A 17,510-nucleotide genomic window follows, 5' to 3' on the forward strand; every position below is an offset into this window, starting at 1 on the left:
TTTTGGTTTCAGGGCACGATGATGACCACCGAGAGGTGGCCAAATCCTTCGCCCAGCGGCGTGGCCAGCGTCCACCAGCCGGTGTATTCGCCTGACGCCGTTGGTGCACGCAGGAGGATGGAGATGTTCCCGCTGTCGCCTGCCAGGATCGTCCTTTGAATTTGGGATGTGCGGGCGCCATCCATGCGGTCGCCATGGCTGAACAGCAGTTGGTATGCCGGGCTCCAGTTGCAGGTGCCGGCATTCTCCACGTTCCAGGTCTTGGTAAAAGTTGCGCCGCCAGCAATGATCTCGCCGTCAGGCACAGTCACATCTTCTCTGAAGACCATGATGTTGCAAGGATCCATGGTGGCCGCCCCGGTTGCAGACAGGGTCATGGTCACCTGTACTTCAGCCGTAGGCTCAGTGGTGGCGGTTGGCTCAGGCGTCTCGGTTGGCGTGGGGCTTGGGTTCTGCTCCGCCGCCACGGTCAGTTGGGCCGCGAAGGTGGAGACGGCGTGCACTTGAGCTGCTGCCAGCGTGGCATCGAGCTCAGCCTGGCTGGGGCCGCACGCCACCAGCAGCATTGGTAGGAGAGTCAGTAACAAAGTTCGCTTCATGAGTTTATTCTATTCATGGCTGGAACAAGAACACCAGGAACAGGCACGGATTTCGTGCCTGTTCCTGGTGTATAGAGTCGCAAAAGTTTAGGGGACGTTGATCTCAACGTACAAATATCCAAAGGCCGTACCTGCCGCATTGGCGATAGCCCAGTAGCCAACATGCTCTCCGGCAGTGGCCGGGGCTACCAACTCAACCGAGATGTTGGCGGTGCCACCCACCGGCACGGCAGCGAGCAGCGCATTGCTGCTGGGGCCGCCCATCTGTTCGCCGCTGCTAAAGATAAGCTGGAAACCGGTTGTCCACTCACACGTGCCGGAGTTGCGCACTGACCAGGTCTTGGTGAAGGACGTGCCGGCGGCAACTTCTTCGCCGTCAGGGATCGTCACATCAGAGACAAAGGTCATCGCCTCACAGCCTGAAGGGACTCCGCCGCCAGTTCCTGTGCCACCCGTGCCAGTGCCCACTGTGGGGGTAAGCTGCAGGGTTGCGGTGGGCATCAATGTAGCCGTGGCCATCAGCGTGGGAGTGGCCGAGGGGTTGGCCAGAGCATATTCAGTCAGTTGTATGTAGGCGGTTGAAACGGCATTGGTCTCGGCTGCTACTACCGTTAGCTGGATGTCAGCTTCTGAGATGCCGCAGGCTGCCAGCGCCAGCGATAGCACAAGCAGGGGGAGAAGTATGTGTCGTTTCATCATTGTTAAATTTTATCCAGCCTGCTGCCGGCAAAACCGCTACTCATCTTGCCCTTAGGAAGCTTGCGAAGCGGTTAGATCGGCTCTTGCGCGCTCCACAGCTTTGTTATTGACTAGGCGATACATCAACAAAGTTGCCACCAGAATAAGCACGCCGCCCACCCAATAGGGTGTGCCAAGCTCATAGCGGCGCGCCAGCACGCCGCCCGCCAGGCTGCCCAAGGGGGCTGCACCAATGACAAGGAAGCGATATACGCTGGTAACACGACCCAGCAGATCATCGGGGATCAGTGTTTGGCGCAGCGCCAGGATCAGCGTCACGCTCATTGTCACTGAGAAGGAGTTGATCGCCAGCATGGCGGCTGCGACTGGTGTGCTGAAGGTGAACCCGAGCACCAGGAAGGCAATGCCTGTGAGGGTAATGCCAAGGATGATGACGCGGCCGGTGCCCAGCCGCACGCCTATCCGGTCTGCTGTGATGGCGCCTACCAGCCCGCCGATGGCGCCAACGGAGAGCAGCAAGCCATAACCAGTGGCGCTCAGCCCCAGGCGGTCTTGCGCATAGAGCACCAACAACGAATAACCCGCAGTGAAGACTAAATTCTGCAGTGTGACCAGGAAAGCCAGGGCGCGCAAGACGCGGTTGTTCAAGAACCAGCGAAAGCCTTCCCAGATCTCAGCCAGCAAGCGGCTTGCCGCACCCGGCTGGCGGCGGGCATGATATTCACCGGGCAATCCGCCCATCAACGTCGCCGAGCCCATGTACGCCACGCCGCTGATCAAAAAAGCCAGCGGCGGAAACAACGTGAAGATAAAGCTGCCCGCCGGCGGGCCAACCAGATCATTGGCAACGGTTGTGGTGGCGAACAGGCGGCCATTGGCCTTCTCCAGCTGTGGCTGGCTCACCACGCGCGGTAGGATGGCGAACGATGCATTGTCCACGAACGGCTCCACCGTCCCCAGCAGGAAGAAGAACACATACATGCCATAGATATTTAGCAAGCCGTAATAGGCGCACAAGCCCAGCGCCAGGATCAGCGCGCCGCGGATGGCATTGCCGATCGAGATGATGCGCTTGCGGTCCAGGCGGTCAACAAGCGCGCCACTGGGTAGCGAGAACAGCAGCCAGGGCAGGCGTTGCGCCGTTGCCAGGCCAGCGATCAACAGCGGGTCACGCGTGATCGAGGCGGCCAGCAGCGGGCCGGCCGCCAGCCACACACCATCCGCCAAATTTGAGGCGAAGGAGGCTTGCCACAGGCGCATGAACTTTGCGCCCAGGCCCTGTGCTTGCACTTTCTGATCGGTCATAGGTCACTTTCACAGACAAAAGGCGGCCTGTGCATTTGCACAGGCCGAAGGGGTTACGTTGTTCAGGCAAGTGTAGCCCATCGCGAAGGAGGCTACACACATGAAAGGGCGGCCAGCAGTTTCTGCTGGCCGCCCTTTGCGGAGGAGAGAGCGCAAAAGACTTAGAGCTTGTACAGCTCGCCGTATTTGGTGCGCAGGTACTTTATGTAAGGAGCAATGCGTAGTGGCCTACCAGTGACGCGCTGGATCAGCTCATCCGGCTCATACTTGGAGCCAAACTGGTAGATGTTCTCGCGCAGCCAGGTGTGCAGCGTGGCGAACTCGCCTTTGCTGACCTCGCCCGGGATGCCGGGGTGCGCTTTGAGTGCCGCGTCGTAGAACAGCGCACTCATGATGTTGCCCAGGGTATAGCCCTGGAACGCGCCGCCGATCAGGCCGCCGTACCAGTGCACATCCTGCAGCACGCCGTCCACATCGCTGGGGGCTTGGATGCCCAGGTCGTTCTTGTAGCGAGCATGCCAGGCTTCCGGCAGGTCCTTGATCTCCAGCGTGCCTTCCAGCAGCTGCAGCTCCAGGTCGAAGCGCAGCATGACGTGCAGGTTGTACGTCACCTCGTCCGCATCGGTGCGGATCAGCGAGCGCTCCACCTTATTGATGGCGCGGTAGAACTTGTCCAGTCCCACGCCTTTGAGCTGGGTGGGGAAGGCCGCCTTGAGCTTGGGGTAGTAATGCTCCCAGAAGCCTCGGCTGCGGCCTACGATATTCTCCCACGTGCGCGATTGGCTCTCATGCACTCCGGAGGACGTGCCGCTCGCCAGCGGGGTGGCCTCGTAGGCCATGTTGACGCCCTGCTCATACATGGCATGGCCGGCTTCGTGCAGGGTGCTGAATAGCGCGTCGGCCAGATACTTCTTCTGCACGCGCGTGGTGATGCGCACGTCAGTGATCGAGAAGCTGGTGCAAAAGGGGTGGTGGGTCATGTCCTGGCGGCCGCGGTTGAAGTCATAACCAAAATCCTTGGCCACTTCAATGCCAAAGTCCAGCTGTTTCTTTTCGGGATAGCTCTTGCGCAGTGGGCTGTCGTCGGCCTCTTTTTGCGAGGTGATGGCTTGAACCAGCGGCACCAGCTCATTGCGCAGCTCGCTGAATACGCTGCGAATGCTGGATGCCTTCATGCCCGGGTCCGGCCCGTCGATCAACGGGTCGGCGATGTGCTCATAACCGGGAAAGAAGTCAGCATACTCGCGGCTGAGGTCCAGCGTCACCTTGAGCGCATCCTGTACCGATTTGAAGTCATTGGCCGGGCGGGCTTCTGTCCAGGCCTGGTAGGTCTCGGCGATGTGCAGGTTGGCGCGTGAGACCCAGTCAGCCGATACTTTGACCTGCTTGTTGTAGTCCTTGCGCGTCTTGCGGATTAGCGCGGCATCGTCCGAATCCGGCCCCTGCTGCGCCGCCCATGGCTCCAGCTCGTCCAGCAAGTGGCCAATGGCCGGGTCTGTGAACTTGGCTTGGGCAATGCTGCCCAGGGTGGCCATCTGGCGGCCGCGGGCCGATGCACCGCCGGCGGGCATGTAGGTGGCCTGGTCCCAACCCAGCACCGCGCCGGCGGCGCCCAGGTCAGCAACTTCGGCAAGACGCGTCTTTAGTTCCTTAAGCTTGTTCTCCATGTGTATCTCCTCGATGAATTATGAAGCAAAGTGCATCCCCAGGCGCAGCGGGCCAAGCAGAGCAGCCGGGCCGCGGCCTGCAGATACGCGTTGTACGCTGGGCTTGATCGCCGCGCTTTCAAGGTAAGGGCTCAAATTGGTAGTGATGAGCGGCAGCACCTGGCGCACGAACTGTGCCACCGCCTGGCGCTCGTCCTGCTGGCTCCACTGGAAGGCCGCCCCGTATACGGCCCAGGCGGCCACCATGGCGGTTTGCTCGGCGCTGGGTCCCTGTGCTCTGAACTTGGCCTGCTTTTCAAGACCCAGCAACAAGGCGTCATAGATGTGGGCCTTCAGCTGCTTCTCCACCAGGCTTTGCATCTGGCCGCGCGGGGGCGGGCAGTGGCGCTGCGTTCCCTCGAGAAAATTGCAAACGAAGCTGAGCAAGTTCATCAGCATGTCTTCGTTGAGGCGCGGGTTGGCGCCCAGCTTGGCCTGCATTTCGGCTTGGATGCGGCTGCTCATGTCGTATTCCAGCAGAGCATACTTGTCCTGAAAGTGGGCGTAGAAGGTGACGCGGTTCAGCGTGGCCCGCGTGGCGATCTCGCTGACGGTGATGGCGTCAAAGCTTTTTTCGCCCATCAGCTCGTTCAGGGCGTCCACCAGAAGGCGGCGGGTGCGGATGACGCGCGGGTCATCTGGATTCTTGGGTTTTTCTTGTGTAATTAACATTTTCCTTCTTTTGTTGTTTAGGTAACAGTCCGTGCTGATTGTTGGTTGACGTAACTGAACATCTTATTATCATCTGTAGGATACCTTACATTTGTAGTTTAGACAAGGAGAAATTTTAGGATGCAAGCTTTTGTTTCATTGCTGTCCCCCGATTGGGGTTCGCTACTACTGCGCATCGGGCTGGCGATCGTTTTCTTTGCTCACGGCCTGCCCAAGATCAAGAGCGTAGGCCAGGTCGCCGGCTTCTTCAAGCAGGCGGGGATTCCGCTGGCTGGTCTTTCGGCCTGGATCGTGACCCTGCTGGAAACAGTTGGCCCCGTACTGGCAGTCATCGGCCTGGGGACCCGCTTTGTCGCGTTGGGCTGGGCCATCAGCATGCTCGTCGCCACTGTGGTGGTCAAGATTCGCATGGCCAAGGTCGGCTTCGCCGCGCAGGGCGGCTGGGAACTTGAATTCATTCTCGGCGTAGCAGCCCTGGCGCTGGTGTTCACTGGCGCCGGCGCCCTCTCGATGGACGCCGGCCTCGGCTGGTAATCTATGCAAACTGTACTCTGGATCGCACAAGCGCTGCTGGCGGTTGCCTTTATCGCCGCAGGCTTCTTCCATGCCTTCAAGGCGGAGGAGGCCAAGGGCCGGCCAGAGATGGCCTGGATGCAGGCCATCTCCCCGGGCCTGCGCAGGTTCATTGGCCTGGCGGAGATGGCGGGAGGACTGGGCGTGATCTTGCCGATGCTCACCGGCATCCTGCCCTGGCTCACACCGCTGGCGGCCGCGCTATTGGCAGTGGTCATGGCACTAGCGATCATCTTCCACCTGGCGCGCAAGGAGTTTGCGAACCTGGCGGTCAATACACCGCTGTTGTTGCTGGCCGCGTTTGTGGCCTGGGGTCGCTGGGAGCTGTTCGGCCTGTTGTAGCCTGCGTACATGCCAAAAATAAAAAACGCCCAGCCATTGGCTGGGCGTTTTTTTGTTGCTGGTGCTCGCCGGAGCGCCAGGAAACCACGAAACTATACGCGCTTGCTGCCGCGCGGGGTGGCGGTGATCCAGCCCACAATATTGCGAACCACCAGGGCCACGATCATCACGCCAAAGAAGGTGGACAAGCTCACCAGTAGGGCGGTTAGCGGCTCACCAACACTGGGCAGCTCAGATAGGGTCTGGCTGAAGAACACCAGACCGATCGCCACCAGGAAGAAATGATGCTCCATATCCTCGGTGATGAAGACGTAGCCAGCAAACAGGCCAAGCAGGATCATGATCCACAAGAATGCAGAATGCAGAGGGGTCACCAGGGCAATAATCACCGCCAACACCAGGCCGGCAATGAACGCCCAACGTGCCATTTCAGAACGATCCATCGAGATTTCCTTTCACTAGAACAAGCGCAAGATGAGCCACACCAGCAAAAGCAGCAGCACCACTTGAACGACGGTGAAGCTGCGTCGCCTGCGGCCAATGGGAATGACTCCCAGCACGATCAATATGAGGATGATGATTAGAAGGGTTTCCATCGGTTTCTGCCAGCCCTGGCGTGGGCGTTACAAATAGAACGCCAATGAACCGCTTTGTGTTATCCAGACAAAGATTAATAGCAAAACGCCCAGCCGATCCGGCTGGGCGTTTGCAATTAGTGCACGAATGCAAATTAGGCGCGGAACCAGCTCACAATGCTGCGGGCCGCCACGGCCAGCGCAGCCAGGGAGAGGAACACGCCTAGCACGCCAAGGATGGAAGTGAGGTAATTGCCAATGCTCGGCACGTAGCTCAGGCGGTCAGAGAAGAAGTACACTGCAAAAGCGGTCAGCAGGAAGTTCTTCTCGCCCTCTTTGCTGATGTGCAGGTAACCGCCCACCAGGGCCAGCACGATCAGCAGATACACGATCGGCATCTGGAAGCGCTGCACGGTGAAGCTGGGGAAGGCAAAGAACAGGCCTGCTAGTAGGGAGAGCACGATGCCGCCCAGGAACACGTAGCGGCCCACAGTAGCGAGATCTACGCTGCTGCCAGCCTTCTTAGCCGTCTTGCGGCTCTTTTTGGTTGTAGCCATGAATCCTCCTCAGGATTGCAAAAGATGGCTAACTGTAACAGTTAGCCATCTTTGTTGCCAGAGAAAATCTTTGCGGAAAACCGCGGTTAGCGGGCTTTTTGTTTGGCATTCTCGAACAAAAAGCTCAGCTGCTTGGCCCGCTGCACGCCAATGCCCGGCCCCTGGGCTGGCTTGATCACAAGCTGCTTGAGCTTCTTGGCCGTCACCGTCGGCAGCGCGGCCGTGCCCACTTGCACGTCCGCGGCCGGGTCGAGAAACACCAGCGCGGCGGATACCATCACGGTCTCATCCTTCAGATGCTTCGAAAGCCAGCGGTCCAGGATCTCGGCCTCGATCGTGGCTTCGCTCACAGGTTTGCCCACGCCTTCCTGCGTCAGGCGCTTGAGGAAGGGCACGTTGCTCACCTTCCAGCGTTTGCGTTGCGGCTCATAGGTGATGGTGCCGGTGGTTTGGCGCGGCAGCAGGATCCACAGGCCGCTTGGCCCCACAAGCAAATGCGAGGCCGGGCTGGTGTAGTTGTAGAGCGTGTAGTTGTTATCCAGCGACTTGAGCGCCTGGGCCAGCTGGCGGTCAGGGCGGCGGTTCCAGCGGTTGAAATACGTGCCGACCTGGGTGAAGATCATGCCGCCCGTGAGGAACAGCAGGTACAGCCCAAAATCCATCGAACTGTTGAACAGCATATAAACCGAGATCACCAGCAGGAACATACCCAGCAAATTTGCCACCAACGCCACACGGGCATTGCGCTTATATAGGCTTTCATTAGTGATCAAACGCATCAGGCACTCTCCGCAGGCAGGGCAGCCAGGCCGCTTTCGATGGCCTGGCCCAGCGAGCTCAATAGGTTGACTTCAACAGACTGCCGCGCCAGGCGCAGCGCGCTCAGCAGGGCGCGCGAATCAGAGCGGCCATGCGCCACGAACACCAGACCGTTCAGGCCCAGCAGCGGCACCGCACCCACTTCGGCCGGGTCCAGGTCTTTGCGCAGGCCGCGGAACGCTGGCCGTGCCAGCAGGCCGCCAATTTTAGTGATGAACGAAGACATGATCTCTTCGCGCAGGCGTTCGGTGATCAGCTTGGCCACCGCTTCGGCCGATTTCATCAGCACGTTGCCGGTGAATCCGTCGGTGACCATCACGTCCGCCTCGCCGCCGAAGAGCTCCTTGCCTTCCATGTTGCCGCGAAAGTTCAGGCCAGCTTTCTCCAGCAGGGGGTAGGTGGCTTTGACCAGCTCGTTGCCTTTGCCAGCCTCTTCACCGTTGGATAGCAGGCCGATACGCGGGTTCTTGACGCCAAGCATCTTTTCAACATAGACCGAACCGAGCAGCGCAAATTGCACCAAGTATTCTGGCTTGCATTCGGCATTGGCGCCTACGTCCAGCACGGCACAGCGGCCACCGCTGACCGGGAACAGCGCCGTCAGCGCCGGGCGTTTGACGCCGCGCAGGCGGCCCAGGCGCGCCAGAGCGATCGCCATCTGGCCGCCAGTGTTGCCGGCGGACACAAAGGCGTGCGCCTTGCCCTCTTTCACCAGGTCCATGCCCACGCCCATGCTGTTCTGCATCTTGCGCAGCGAGCCAGGCGAGATGTGGTCGGTCATTTCAAAGACATCCGGGGCATGCACGATCTCAATGCCGGCTGTGCGGCCAGCCAGGAGTTCGCGAAGGCGCGGCTCGTCGCCTACCAGGTAGAGACCATCGCCGTATTGGCGGGCGTATTCAACCGCAGCCTCAACTTCGGGGGCAGGGTTGGTATCGCTGCCCATGGCGTCTAAAACAATACGCATGCATCTCCTCTGAGAATGGGGAAGGGCGAATGCCCGGAATTTTTGCCCTGCTTGACGCGCAGGTTCGGCGCATTATAATACTGCGTCCCGCGCTGGTGCTGGAACTGGTAGACAGGCATGGTTGAGGGCCATGTGCCGCAAGGCGTGTGGGTTCGATTCCCACCCAGCGCACTACGTCTCGCCTAGCGGCGAGAACTTTAGGAGTTTCTACTCGGCTCCGCCGAGCAATGAAACTCCTTTTTGTTTCCATGCTCGGCTGCTTACGCCGTTTGCTTTTTAGGATTTTCTGCCTGGCTTCGCCGAGCAACGAAACTCCTTTTTGCTTTTTACCAAGGCCGGATAGCGGGTCTTCGTCGCGATCGAGTGGATTATGGATAGAATTGTCATATACACCTGATCGGAGTTCCCCATGTGCCGAAACATTCGTGTCCTCTACAATTTTGAACCTCCCACTACTGAAGATGAAGTGCATGCCGCCGCCTTGCAGTTTGTGCGCAAGGTGTCTGGCTACACAAAGCCTTCCAAGGTCAACGAGGCTGCGTTCGAGCGCGCCGTGCGTGAGGTGGCCAAGGCTACCCACAAGCTGCTCGAGGGGCTGGAGACCAGCGCACCGCCACGTGACCGCGATGTGATCGCCCAGCGCGCCCGTGAGCGAGCCGCCAAGCGCTACGGATTGGCGGGATCATGAAGTACAAGACCACCATTTGGCAGACCGGCAACAACACCGGCATCCCCGTGCCGCCCGAGGTGCTTGAGGCGCTGGGCGGCGGCAAACGCCCGGCGGTCAAGATCACCATCAATGGCTATAAATACCAGAGCACCGTCGGCGCCATGGACGGGCAGAGCCTGATCCCGTTCAGCGCCGCTCACCGCGAGGCCAGCGGTCTCAAAGGCGGCGACAAGGTCGAGGTCGCTCTGGTGCTCGACACCGCGCCGCGCACCGTAGAAGTGCCCAAGGATCTGGCCGCCGCGCTCAAGAAGGCTGGCCTGCAAGCCGCCTATGACGCCAGCGCGCCTTCGGCCAAGAAGGAGTTCGTGCGCCAGGTGGAGAGCGCCAAAGCCGCCGACACCCGCCAGCGCCGCATTGACAAGATCGTGGCCACCCTGAAGGCCAAGAAGAAATAGCATGGCGCGCATATTGATGTTCTTCAGCGCCGGGCTGCTGGGGGCGGCCGGCGTGCTGCTTTCGTTTGCCCCGGAGCTTGGCCTGGCCGCACTGGGCATCAGCCCAAGCCCGGCCACTTTGCTGCTGGCCCAGGTGGTGGGCGCGCTGTATTTCGCCTTCGCCATGCTGAATTGGATGACCAGAGACAACCCAACCGGAGGCATCTACAACCGCCCGGTGGTAGTCGCTAACCTGACCCACTTCACGATCGCTGGCCTGGCGATGCTCAAGCTGCTGGGTGGTGATGCCGAGCTTCCCTTTTTGTGGGTGCTGGGCGCGTTGTATACCGCCATGGCGATCGGCTTTGCCGTCACGCTGTTCACCCATCCATCATTCCCGGCCGCCGGGCAGCCAAAGCCTTGATAAGATACGCACATGACCATCATGCAGCCATCCATTGGGGCACAGGCATTGTTCAGCTGTGCCTAACCTGCTGCTAGGGGAAAAGTCCTTCGACATGTCCAAGTTAGTTAGTGTTGCAGAAATGCGCGCCATCGAGCAGGCCGCCGATGAGCTGGGCTTGAGCTATGCGCAAATGCTTGAAAATGCAGGCCGCGAGCTGGCCAACGCGGTCCTTGCGCATAGCCACAACCGTGAACATACGGCAGTTGCCCTGGTGGGCACCGGCAACAACGGTAGCGACGCTTTGGTTGCGCTGGCTGCTTTGGGCGCCGCGGGTTGGAAAACGGGCGCGCTGCTGATCGGCAAACGTTTCAGCCATGACGAGTACGTCAAGCGCGCCCGCAAGGCCGGCGCGGTCATCCGCACCCTGGACCACGACAATCACGAAAAGCTTGATGAGCATGCCGAGTGGCTGCGCAGCTATGCGGTCGTGCTGGACGGCATTCTGGGCACCGGTGTGCGCGCCCCCGTGCGCGAGGGGCTTGCGCGCCTGATGGCCGCCATCAAAGCCAACTTTGAGATCATGCAGCCCGCGCCGTACATCGTGGCGGTGGATTGCCCGTCTGGCATGGATTGCGACACCGGCGAGGTGGCGCTGCAGACCTTGCAAGCCGACCTGACCGTCTGCATGGGCGCCATCAAGGCCGGCATGCTGACGCTGCCCGCTTTTGGCTACCTGGGCGAACTTGAACTGGCCGATATTGGCATCACCAACCGCATTCGCCAATGGGCGGATATCAAACGCCAGATCATTGATGAAGCGGCCGTGCGCGGCTTCCTGCCGGCGCGGCCGCTGGGCGCCCATAAGGGCACCTTCGGCAGCCTGCTGGTTGTGGCCGGCTCGCTGCAATACCCCGGTGCGGCCTTGCTGGCTGGGCGGGCAGCGTACCGAAGCGGGGTCGGGCTGGTGCAGATGGCGGTGTCGAAGCAGGTGCAGCCTTTGCTGGCCGGGCACCTGCCGGAAGCCACCTGGCTGCCGCTGCCCTCGCAAGATGGCAGCTTTGGCCCCACGGCCACTAAGCCCATCTCCGCCGCGTTGGAGAACATGAGCGCGCTGCTGCTCGGCCCCGGTCTGGGTCTCACCGAAGGCACGGGCGAATTCGTAGGCAAGCTGCTCAAAGAGACACTGCCGCCGCTGGTTGTAGATGCTGACGGTTTGAAGCTGCTGGCGGCCTACAAAGATTGGCACCGCCGCTTTTCGCTGGATGCGGTACTGACCCCGCACCCCGGCGAGATGGCCATCCTCACTGGGCTGACGGTGGCCGAGATCCAGCGCAATCGCATTGAGATCGCCGAGCAATATGCCAAGGCCTGGCACCAGGTGGTGGTGCTCAAGGGCGCATTCACCGTGGTGGCCGCGCCGGATGGGCGCAGCGCCACGCTGCCGCTGGCTACGCCCGCCTTGGCGCGGGCTGGCACTGGCGATGTACTTGCGGGCCTGATCGCCGGCCTGCGCGCCCAGAGCGCTGTCCATGCGGGCCGCGCGTTCGAGGCGGCCTGCGCGGGGGTGTGGCTGCACGGCCAGGCCGGCCTGCGTGCCGCCGCCCAGCGGGGCACGGCGGCTGTGCTGGCCAGCGACCTGCTTGAGCACCTGCCAGTGATGGACGGGCTGGGTTAAAACTTTTACCCGTAAGGTTAAAACTTTTCCCCGTAAAGTTTGCACTTTTAACTTCCCGACGAATTGGTTAAAACTTTTTTGCATCCCATGCTTCGGCGCGCGAATGTAGCAGAGTTTGGGCGCGGAGCTATGGTTTGGGGATGGCTGTCAAGGAAGTGGATTGCACCTCAGGGATCTAGAGCTTGCTGTACCAATTTGGCCTAGGCGGGCGCAGCATGCTGCGCCCCTACATCTTCCGTCATTGCGGGGAGTGCGCTACGAAGTAGCGCCGACGAAGCAATCGCCAGGCTAGTTAGCAAATCCAAATTGGGGATTGCTTCGTTGCTTGGCGGCTACGCCGCCGCACTCCTCACAATGACGAAAACGAGAACAAAAAAGACCCGGCCTTGCCGGGTCTTTTTATTTGCTGCGTTGTGCTTAGTTGGCTGCGCTCTTGGGAGACTTCTTGGCGGCCTCGATGGCGGCTTCGCCACGTGCCTTCAAGTCCTCTGCCTGGTTGCGCAGGCCAGCCGTGCGCTCCTTGGCGTACTTGGTCACCTCGTCAGCGCGCTCTTTGGCCATCTTGGTCAGCTCATCGGCGCGGGCACGGGCGTCAGCCGCGGCCTGCTCCAGGCTTTCGCTGGCCTGGTCGCGCAGCTCAATGCTGCGGTCGCGGATGATGCGACGGGTCTCCTCGCCGGAGTGGGGGGCGGTGAGCAGGGCCACAGCCGCACCCACCAGGCCGCCTACCAGCAGGCCGGACAAGAAGCTGCTAAATTCACTACCACTTCGATCAGACATAATTAATCTCCTTTAGATATCACTTGCGGCGGCCAAAGTTCAACATATCCAATGCCCGGCGGGCTGCCGCCAAACCCGCATTAACCTTAACGACAGGCTCCACCAAATTGTCGCTCAGGAAACGAGCGGTTCCGCGCAGCGTGTTGGCTGCCTCGCTGGCGGAGTCAATGATGGGACGGACCTCGTTTTGCAGCAGGTTGAGCAGCTGCGCCAGCTGGAACAGCAGGATCACCAGCGCCAGGCCAATGATCATGAACTCAAATGCCACAAGAATGATGACGATGTCTCGAATGGTCTCGGTGGGGGCGCCAGGTTGCAGCAGGAAGTAGACCGCCGCAGCCAGGGCACCGATAAATAACACTGCCAGCACCCCTAAGCCAATAAGCAATCCCTTGGACGGGCCGGCAGCCTCCCCAGTGTAGCTTTCAGTCGAGAATTCGTCTGTCATTTGTCCTACCCAAAGGCGATTATACCGCCCAGGCGTTAGCGTTTTATTTGATTTGTTTAACGCTGCGTGAGTGTTGTGTGGGGTGTTAGGGTTGGCTTTGCCACTCAGTGACGCTGTCTTGCACTTGCTGCGTGTTTGGCTGATTGCCAACCACGCTGCGCGTGCCGGTCTGCACCTCAGGCTGGGTGCAGGCCGCGTCTCGGCAGTAACGATATTCGAGCGGCTCGGCAAAGTTGGTGGGGCTGTACAGCACGTAGGCATGGCGGCCGCCGCCCAGGTTCCACATCGGCAGCGCCGTGGCCCAGTCCAGCAGCTTGAACTGCAGATAGACCGGGCTGCCATCATCCGGCGCGGTCAGGTCGAACCAGATCGGGCCGCTGCCGCCGCCGGCGCTCCATTCTTGCAAATTGTCACGTACGGTTAGCTGGGTAGTGCCGGCGGGAATGATGAGCTGGCGCAGCACAAAATTACCGTCGGTGTAATGCTCAGCATTCCACAAGCCATCGCCCAGGGTGTACTTGTAGCGCAGGTCGGTGCCGGTGGGCAGCTCCAGCGTCAGGGAATAGCCGCCATCATGGGCGCTCAACACTGGCTGGCCGGCCATGGCGCCCAGGTTGCCCAGCAGGTACACCGGCACGCCGCTGGGGTTGCTGGCATGCGGGAGCACGATAAAGGTCACTTGGGCCATCTCGGCTGCCTGCAGCTGGATGCTGGCCGGCGTTTGCGAGTTGGCTGCCACCAGGGCGCCTTGCTGGAAGCTTTGGTGCCGCCCAGTCGGGTCGGTCACCACGATGTTGTGCAGGCCCTGGGTCAGCCCGTCGAAGAAAAAGTTACCCTCCGCATCCGTGACGGCTTGCAGGCCAGACGCGCGCAGGAGGATGCCCGCCAGCGGCTCGCCGCTGGTGGCAGTCACCTGGCCCGCCACCTGGCCGGTGGTTAGCTGGCTGGGCTGGTCGGCCCAGGCGGCGATGAGGTCATGCACCACATGCCCGGCGCCGGTCACCAGGAAGGTGCGATACAGCAGCGGCTGGCCACTGGCGCTCACTTCGTCAACGCTGCCGCTTACGCTGAGGCGGGTAAAGCGATAGGTCAACAAGGTGCCGGGGGGCACCGAGAGCGTGGCGGCGAAACTGCCCGTGCCGCTGGGCTGCATATTGATGGTCTCGCTGTTGAAACTGATGCCGGTCACCGTATCCACAATGTTCAGCTGTACTGGCTCGCCGGTGGGCGAGCCTTGCGGCGTGAGCACGTTGAGCACCACTTGCACCGAGGCGGGCAGCTTGAACTCGGTGGCGGGCGCGGTCTGAGGCTGGCCGGCGCAGCCGACCAGCAGCAGGAAGCACAAAGCGAGTAGCAGGGTTCGTTTCATTATTTGGCCAGGCGGCGCGCCCGCTGGCGTTGGGCCAGCGAGGCCGTGCCGACGCTTATAAAGTATAGAGCAACAAGGGGTGCCCACACCAGCAGCATATTGATCGGGTCTACCGTGGGGGTAATGGCCGCCGCCAGCACGGCCAGTACCACCACGGCGATGCGCCAGTTGGCGCTCAGCCAGCGGGCGGGCAGCAGGCCCATCGCGGCCAGCACGAACGACAACAGCGGGAACTCGAAGGCGATCCCGATCCAGAACATGAGCCCGGTGGCAAAGGCCACATAAGAGGCCGGGCGCACCTGGGTGGGAATATCCATGAAATTCACAAGAAAGGTAACGGCGGGCGGCAGCAAAACGTAATAGGTGAATATCAGGCCGGCGGCGAAGAGCACCAACACCAGCGGGATGGCAAACAGGCCAATCAGGCGCGAACGGCGGGTAAGCCCGGGCGCAATGAACTGCAACAGCTCGAAGGCGATATAGGGAAGACTGATCGCGAAGGCGGTGAAGAAGGTCACCCGCATCACTACGCCTACCGGCTCGGTGACATCCACGGCTTCGAGAGCGGCGATGCCCCCGATCGGCGCAGCCAGCCAATCCAGGATGACCGGCGCAAACTGGAAGGTGACGAAGGATGCGAGGACAAGCACCAGCACCGAGCGCATCAGGTGGCCGCGCAGCGCGGCCAGGTGGGCCAGCACATCGCCGGGGTTGGCGATGGCCTTTTGCACCGTCTCGCCCAGCGGGGTGTCCTGCGGATCAGGCGCAAAGAAGGGCTGCAGCGGGCGGAACAGCCAGCGCAGCGGGGCGGTGAGGATGCGCCACACGCGCCCAAAGAAGCGGCGTATCACGCGTCCTCGCGTGGTTTGGTTTCGGATTCGAGCGGCGGGGGCGCTTTGGGCGCATCCGCAGCGGGCTTATCAGGCGTACGGGTCCAGGCCACGAACTGGCGGTCCAGCTCTTGGATCTTCTCGCGCTGCTCTTTGAGCTCGGCGCCGATCTCGCGGCTCAGCAGCTCCAGCTCGTCCACGCCGGCCTGGCGCGCCAGGGTCTGCGGCAGCTCGCGCAGCTGGCGGGTGGCGTCGGTCATCGTCTTCCACGCGCCCGATTCGCGCAGCTTGCGCATCGAGCGGCCCAGCGTGCTGCCCACCTTTACAAGATCTTGCGGGCCAAGCACGACGAACAGAATGATGATGATGAAGATCAGTTCAGTGGGACTGATGCCAAGGAATTGCATACAGACAATAATGCCTTAATTCTGATTGACTTGCCCCAGCGCCTGCTTGATCTCATCGCTGCGCTCGGCCAGGCTGCCCAGCACGCCGTTGACGAAGCGCGGCGAGCTGTCGGAGCCGTAACGCTTGGCCAGCTCGACGGCTTCGTTGATGGCCACCTTGACCGGAGTTTCGCCGCTGACGGCGAACTCCCAGGTGGCCATGCGGATCAGGTTGCGGTCAATGACCGAGATCTGGTCGATCGGCCATTCGGGGGCATGTTCGGCAATGTAGACGTCAAGCTCTTTGCGGATGGGCAGCACGCCCAGCACCAGGCGGCGGGCAAAGCTCTCCAGCTCTTCGTCCAGCCCATAGTCGGCGGCGCGTGCTTCGAATACAGTGCCCTGGGGGTGGGCGGTGAGGTCCAGTTCGTACAGCGCTTGTAGGGCCAGGCTGCGTGCCCGAGTGCGCGGTTTCATCGCTAGGCTTCGGGGAAGTAAATGTCTTCGATGTGGACGTTGATGCTGCCAGGCTGCATGCCAACCATCTCAGCAATGGCGCGGTGCACCTGGTCCTGCACATCGCGGGCCACCTGGCGCAGGTTGGTGTCCTTTTCCAGCACCAGGTGCAGCTCCAGGTCCACCTCGTTGCCGGTGATGGTGGCCAGCACGCCCTCAGTCCCGTGCTCATCTTTGCCGCGGCGCGGCGTCTTGGCCATGGCGTACACGCCCGGCACCTGCAGGGCGGTCAGGCGTGCGATGGAGAGCAGCACTTCAGGGGCAACGGTGGTGAGGCCGGGCGGGCGCAGTTCGCTCATGCTTAGGCCATCGCCATGCCGCCATCCACGGCCAGGGTCTGGCCGGTGATGTAGCTGGCTTCATCGGAGGCGAGGAAGGCGACCGCGGTGGCGATGTCTTGGGTATCGCCCTTGCGGCCGAGGGGGATCATGTTCAGCAGGGCAGTGCGAGCCTCTTCTGGCACGCCGGCCCAGATCTCGGTTTCCACGTAGCCGGCGGCTACCGCGTTTACCGTGATGTTACGGGAGGCGACTTCGCGGGCCAGGGCTTTGGTGAAGCCGATCTGGCCGGCTTTCGAGGCCGAATAGTTGGTCTGGCCGGCATTGCCGATCTGGCCGGAAATAGAGGAGATGTTGATGATGCGCCCAGTGCGGGCCTTCATCATGTAGCGCACCGCGGCCTTGGAGCAGTTGAAAGTGCCCTTGAGGTTGGTGTCCATCACCGCGTCCCACGATTCTTCGCTCATCATCATGATCAGCATGTCACGGGTGATGCCGGCGTTATTGACCAGAATGTCGATCTTGCCATACTTCTCGACGGCGGCTTTGATGAGGTTGTTGGCATCTTCTACTTTGGCTACGTCGCCGGGGAAGGCTGCCGCGCTGCCGCCGGCCTTGACGACTTCCATCACTACATCCTGGGCCGCTTTGCCGTTGCTGTTGTAGTTGACCACCACCGAGGCGCCGCGGGCGGCCAGCTCAATGGCGATGGCGCGGCCAATGCCGCGTGAGCCGCCGGTGACAACGGCGACCTTATCTTTGAGGGGGGTGGGGTTGACTGGCATGGGGATGCGGCTCCTCTAGAAACAGGATTATACACAAGCCGTTTGGGCTCACTTGCTTGACAAGATACTCGTCTGGCGCTCGCTTCGACTAAAGCATGGCATATTCCGACTCGTCATTG

The 17,510-nt window shown here is 61.1% G+C and carries 24 protein-coding genes and 1 tRNA gene; 7 read left to right on the forward strand and 18 right to left on the reverse strand.

Features of this window, described 5'->3' with window-relative positions:
• Window positions 1-8: 8 nt before the first annotated feature.
• The 5 genes from KIT08_10170 to KIT08_10190 all read right to left on the reverse strand — a co-directional run bounded on the left by KIT08_10170 (window position 9) and on the right by KIT08_10190 (window position 4,981).
• Window positions 9-599 (reverse strand): hypothetical protein, encoded by a 591-nt coding sequence (locus KIT08_10170; protein ID UYN89450.1) that lies wholly within the window; start codon window positions 597-599, stop codon window positions 9-11.
• Between the two features lie 87 nt (window positions 600-686).
• Window positions 687-1,298: a hypothetical protein gene (locus KIT08_10175; GenBank protein UYN89451.1), complete on the reverse strand. Its 612-nt coding sequence runs from the start codon at window positions 1,296-1,298 to the stop codon at window positions 687-689.
• A 51-nt stretch (window positions 1,299-1,349) separates the two neighbouring features.
• On the reverse strand, window positions 1,350-2,603 hold the full coding sequence (locus tag KIT08_10180) for an MFS transporter (protein UYN89452.1): 1,254 nt from the start codon (window positions 2,601-2,603) through the stop codon (window positions 1,350-1,352).
• 161 nt (window positions 2,604-2,764) lie between these two features.
• Window positions 2,765-4,270 carry a carboxypeptidase M32 gene (locus tag KIT08_10185; GenBank protein ID UYN89453.1) on the reverse strand — a complete coding sequence of 502 codons (1,506 nt, stop codon included), beginning with the start codon at window positions 4,268-4,270 and terminating at the stop codon, window positions 2,765-2,767.
• Window positions 4,271-4,288: 18 nt separating this feature from the next.
• The gene (locus KIT08_10190; GenBank protein UYN89454.1) at window positions 4,289-4,981 is read right to left on the reverse strand and encodes a TetR family transcriptional regulator; all 693 of its coding nucleotides are present in this window, start codon (window positions 4,979-4,981) and stop codon (window positions 4,289-4,291) included.
• A gap of 120 nt (window positions 4,982-5,101) precedes the next feature.
• On the opposite strand from KIT08_10190, the gene KIT08_10195 reads away from it, so the two are divergent.
• Entirely contained in the window at window positions 5,102-5,515 is a 414-nt protein-coding gene (locus KIT08_10195; protein UYN89455.1) for a DoxX family protein, read from the forward strand.
• A 3-nt stretch (window positions 5,516-5,518) separates the two neighbouring features.
• On the forward strand, window positions 5,519-5,896 hold the full coding sequence (locus KIT08_10200) for a DoxX family protein (protein UYN89456.1): 378 nt from the start codon (window positions 5,519-5,521) through the stop codon (window positions 5,894-5,896).
• Window positions 5,897-5,988: 92 nt separating this feature from the next.
• Here the strand turns inward: KIT08_10200 and KIT08_10205 are convergent, their stop codons facing one another.
• From KIT08_10205 to plsX, 5 genes are all read right to left on the reverse strand, one after another.
• Window positions 5,989-6,339, reverse strand: coding sequence for a hypothetical protein (locus KIT08_10205; protein ID UYN89457.1), 351 nt, complete (start codon window positions 6,337-6,339; stop codon window positions 5,989-5,991).
• Window positions 6,340-6,354: 15 nt separating this feature from the next.
• Complete coding sequence (locus KIT08_10210; protein UYN89458.1) at window positions 6,355-6,492, reverse strand: hypothetical protein; 138 nt, start codon at window positions 6,490-6,492, stop codon at window positions 6,355-6,357.
• Window positions 6,493-6,626: 134 nt separating this feature from the next.
• Window positions 6,627-7,028, reverse strand: a complete 402-nt coding sequence (locus KIT08_10215) for a hypothetical protein (GenBank protein ID UYN89459.1) — start codon at window positions 7,026-7,028, stop codon at window positions 6,627-6,629.
• 86 nt (window positions 7,029-7,114) lie between these two features.
• Complete coding sequence (locus tag KIT08_10220; protein UYN89460.1) at window positions 7,115-7,807, reverse strand: hypothetical protein; 693 nt, start codon at window positions 7,805-7,807, stop codon at window positions 7,115-7,117.
• Entirely contained in the window at window positions 7,807-8,814 is a 1,008-nt protein-coding gene (gene plsX / locus KIT08_10225; GenBank protein UYN89461.1) for a phosphate acyltransferase PlsX, read from the reverse strand. The genes KIT08_10220 and plsX overlap by 1 nt, the downstream gene beginning before the upstream one ends.
• Window positions 8,815-8,903: 89 nt before the next feature.
• Between plsX and KIT08_10230 the strand changes: the two genes are divergently transcribed.
• The 5 genes from KIT08_10230 (at window position 8,904) to KIT08_10250 (ending at window position 11,999) form a co-directional block, all read left to right on the forward strand.
• Window positions 8,904-8,985 (forward strand) — tRNA-Leu (locus tag KIT08_10230).
• Between the two features lie 238 nt (window positions 8,986-9,223).
• Window positions 9,224-9,502, forward strand: coding sequence for a DUF2277 domain-containing protein (locus tag KIT08_10235; GenBank protein ID UYN89462.1), 279 nt, complete (start codon window positions 9,224-9,226; stop codon window positions 9,500-9,502).
• Window positions 9,499-9,939, forward strand: coding sequence for a DUF1905 domain-containing protein (locus KIT08_10240; protein ID UYN89463.1), 441 nt, complete (start codon window positions 9,499-9,501; stop codon window positions 9,937-9,939). The genes KIT08_10235 and KIT08_10240 overlap by 4 nt, the downstream gene beginning before the upstream one ends.
• A 1-nt stretch (window position 9,940) precedes the next feature.
• A complete protein-coding gene (locus KIT08_10245) occupies window positions 9,941-10,342 on the forward strand; it encodes a hypothetical protein (GenBank protein UYN89464.1) in 402 nt (133 codons plus the stop codon).
• A gap of 94 nt (window positions 10,343-10,436) precedes the next feature.
• Window positions 10,437-11,999 carry an NAD(P)H-hydrate dehydratase gene (locus tag KIT08_10250; GenBank protein ID UYN89465.1) on the forward strand — a complete coding sequence of 521 codons (1,563 nt, stop codon included), beginning with the start codon at window positions 10,437-10,439 and terminating at the stop codon, window positions 11,997-11,999.
• 417 nt (window positions 12,000-12,416) lie between these two features.
• On the opposite strand, the gene KIT08_10255 is transcribed toward KIT08_10250, so the two are convergent.
• The 8 genes from KIT08_10255 to fabG all read right to left on the reverse strand — a co-directional run bounded on the left by KIT08_10255 (window position 12,417) and on the right by fabG (window position 17,391).
• Complete coding sequence (locus KIT08_10255) at window positions 12,417-12,779, reverse strand: YtxH domain-containing protein (GenBank protein UYN89466.1); 363 nt, start codon at window positions 12,777-12,779, stop codon at window positions 12,417-12,419.
• Window positions 12,780-12,798: 19 nt separating this feature from the next.
• Window positions 12,799-13,227 carry a hypothetical protein gene (locus KIT08_10260; protein UYN89467.1) on the reverse strand — a complete coding sequence of 143 codons (429 nt, stop codon included), beginning with the start codon at window positions 13,225-13,227 and terminating at the stop codon, window positions 12,799-12,801.
• A gap of 85 nt (window positions 13,228-13,312) precedes the next feature.
• Entirely contained in the window at window positions 13,313-14,596 is a 1,284-nt protein-coding gene (locus KIT08_10265) for a hypothetical protein (GenBank protein ID UYN89468.1), read from the reverse strand.
• Window positions 14,596-15,447 (reverse strand): twin-arginine translocase subunit TatC, encoded by an 852-nt coding sequence (tatC, locus tag KIT08_10270; protein UYN89469.1) that lies wholly within the window; start codon window positions 15,445-15,447, stop codon window positions 14,596-14,598. Before tatC ends, KIT08_10265 begins: the two co-directional genes overlap by 1 nt.
• Window positions 15,444-15,833: a twin-arginine translocase TatA/TatE family subunit gene (locus tag KIT08_10275; protein UYN89470.1), complete on the reverse strand. Its 390-nt coding sequence runs from the start codon at window positions 15,831-15,833 to the stop codon at window positions 15,444-15,446. Before KIT08_10275 ends, tatC begins: the two co-directional genes overlap by 4 nt.
• Window positions 15,834-15,848: 15 nt before the next feature.
• On the reverse strand, window positions 15,849-16,289 hold the full coding sequence (nusB, locus tag KIT08_10280) for a transcription antitermination factor NusB (protein ID UYN89471.1): 441 nt from the start codon (window positions 16,287-16,289) through the stop codon (window positions 15,849-15,851).
• A 2-nt stretch (window positions 16,290-16,291) separates the two neighbouring features.
• Window positions 16,292-16,627: an Asp23/Gls24 family envelope stress response protein gene (locus tag KIT08_10285; protein ID UYN89472.1), complete on the reverse strand. Its 336-nt coding sequence runs from the start codon at window positions 16,625-16,627 to the stop codon at window positions 16,292-16,294.
• Window positions 16,628-16,629: 2 nt separating this feature from the next.
• A complete protein-coding gene (gene fabG / locus KIT08_10290) occupies window positions 16,630-17,391 on the reverse strand; it encodes a 3-oxoacyl-[acyl-carrier-protein] reductase (protein ID UYN89473.1) in 762 nt (253 codons plus the stop codon).
• Window positions 17,392-17,510: the final 119 nt, after the last annotated feature.

It is taken from the genome of Anaerolineales bacterium, from assembly GCA_025808555.1.
In the GTDB taxonomy this organism is placed as follows: domain Bacteria; phylum Chloroflexota; class Anaerolineae; order Anaerolineales; family UBA11579; genus JAMCZK01.

Coding starts and splice junctions, on each gene's coding strand:
- KIT08_10185 (UYN89453.1), bottom strand. CDS start 4,270: ATGGAGAACAAGCTTAAGGAACTAAAGACGCGTCTTGCCGAAGTTGCT.
- KIT08_10215 (UYN89459.1), bottom strand. CDS start 7,028: ATGGCTACAACCAAAAAGAGCCGCAAGACGGCTAAGAAGGCTGGCAGC.
- KIT08_10275 (UYN89470.1), bottom strand. CDS start 15,833: ATGCAATTCCTTGGCATCAGTCCCACTGAACTGATCTTCATCATCATC.
- KIT08_10250 (UYN89465.1), top strand. CDS start 10,437: ATGTCCAAGTTAGTTAGTGTTGCAGAAATGCGCGCCATCGAGCAGGCC.
- KIT08_10220 (UYN89460.1), bottom strand. CDS start 7,807: ATGCGTTTGATCACTAATGAAAGCCTATATAAGCGCAATGCCCGTGTG.
- KIT08_10240 (UYN89463.1), top strand. CDS start 9,499: ATGAAGTACAAGACCACCATTTGGCAGACCGGCAACAACACCGGCATC.
- KIT08_10205 (UYN89457.1), bottom strand. CDS start 6,339: ATGGATCGTTCTGAAATGGCACGTTGGGCGTTCATTGCCGGCCTGGTG.
- KIT08_10175 (UYN89451.1), bottom strand. CDS start 1,298: ATGATGAAACGACACATACTTCTCCCCCTGCTTGTGCTATCGCTGGCG.
- KIT08_10265 (UYN89468.1), bottom strand. CDS start 14,596: ATGAAACGAACCCTGCTACTCGCTTTGTGCTTCCTGCTGCTGGTCGGC.
- plsX (UYN89461.1), bottom strand. CDS start 8,814: ATGCGTATTGTTTTAGACGCCATGGGCAGCGATACCAACCCTGCCCCC.
- KIT08_10260 (UYN89467.1), bottom strand. CDS start 13,227: ATGACAGACGAATTCTCGACTGAAAGCTACACTGGGGAGGCTGCCGGC.
- KIT08_10170 (UYN89450.1), bottom strand. CDS start 599: ATGAAGCGAACTTTGTTACTGACTCTCCTACCAATGCTGCTGGTGGCG.
- KIT08_10245 (UYN89464.1), top strand. CDS start 9,941: ATGGCGCGCATATTGATGTTCTTCAGCGCCGGGCTGCTGGGGGCGGCC.
- KIT08_10190 (UYN89454.1), bottom strand. CDS start 4,981: ATGTTAATTACACAAGAAAAACCCAAGAATCCAGATGACCCGCGCGTC.
- KIT08_10255 (UYN89466.1), bottom strand. CDS start 12,779: ATGTCTGATCGAAGTGGTAGTGAATTTAGCAGCTTCTTGTCCGGCCTG.
- KIT08_10200 (UYN89456.1), top strand. CDS start 5,519: ATGCAAACTGTACTCTGGATCGCACAAGCGCTGCTGGCGGTTGCCTTT.
- fabG (UYN89473.1), bottom strand. CDS start 17,391: ATGCCAGTCAACCCCACCCCCCTCAAAGATAAGGTCGCCGTTGTCACC.
- KIT08_10235 (UYN89462.1), top strand. CDS start 9,224: ATGTGCCGAAACATTCGTGTCCTCTACAATTTTGAACCTCCCACTACT.
- KIT08_10195 (UYN89455.1), top strand. CDS start 5,102: ATGCAAGCTTTTGTTTCATTGCTGTCCCCCGATTGGGGTTCGCTACTA.
- KIT08_10180 (UYN89452.1), bottom strand. CDS start 2,603: ATGACCGATCAGAAAGTGCAAGCACAGGGCCTGGGCGCAAAGTTCATG.
- KIT08_10285 (UYN89472.1), bottom strand. CDS start 16,627: ATGAGCGAACTGCGCCCGCCCGGCCTCACCACCGTTGCCCCTGAAGTG.
- nusB (UYN89471.1), bottom strand. CDS start 16,289: ATGAAACCGCGCACTCGGGCACGCAGCCTGGCCCTACAAGCGCTGTAC.
- KIT08_10210 (UYN89458.1), bottom strand. CDS start 6,492: ATGGAAACCCTTCTAATCATCATCCTCATATTGATCGTGCTGGGAGTC.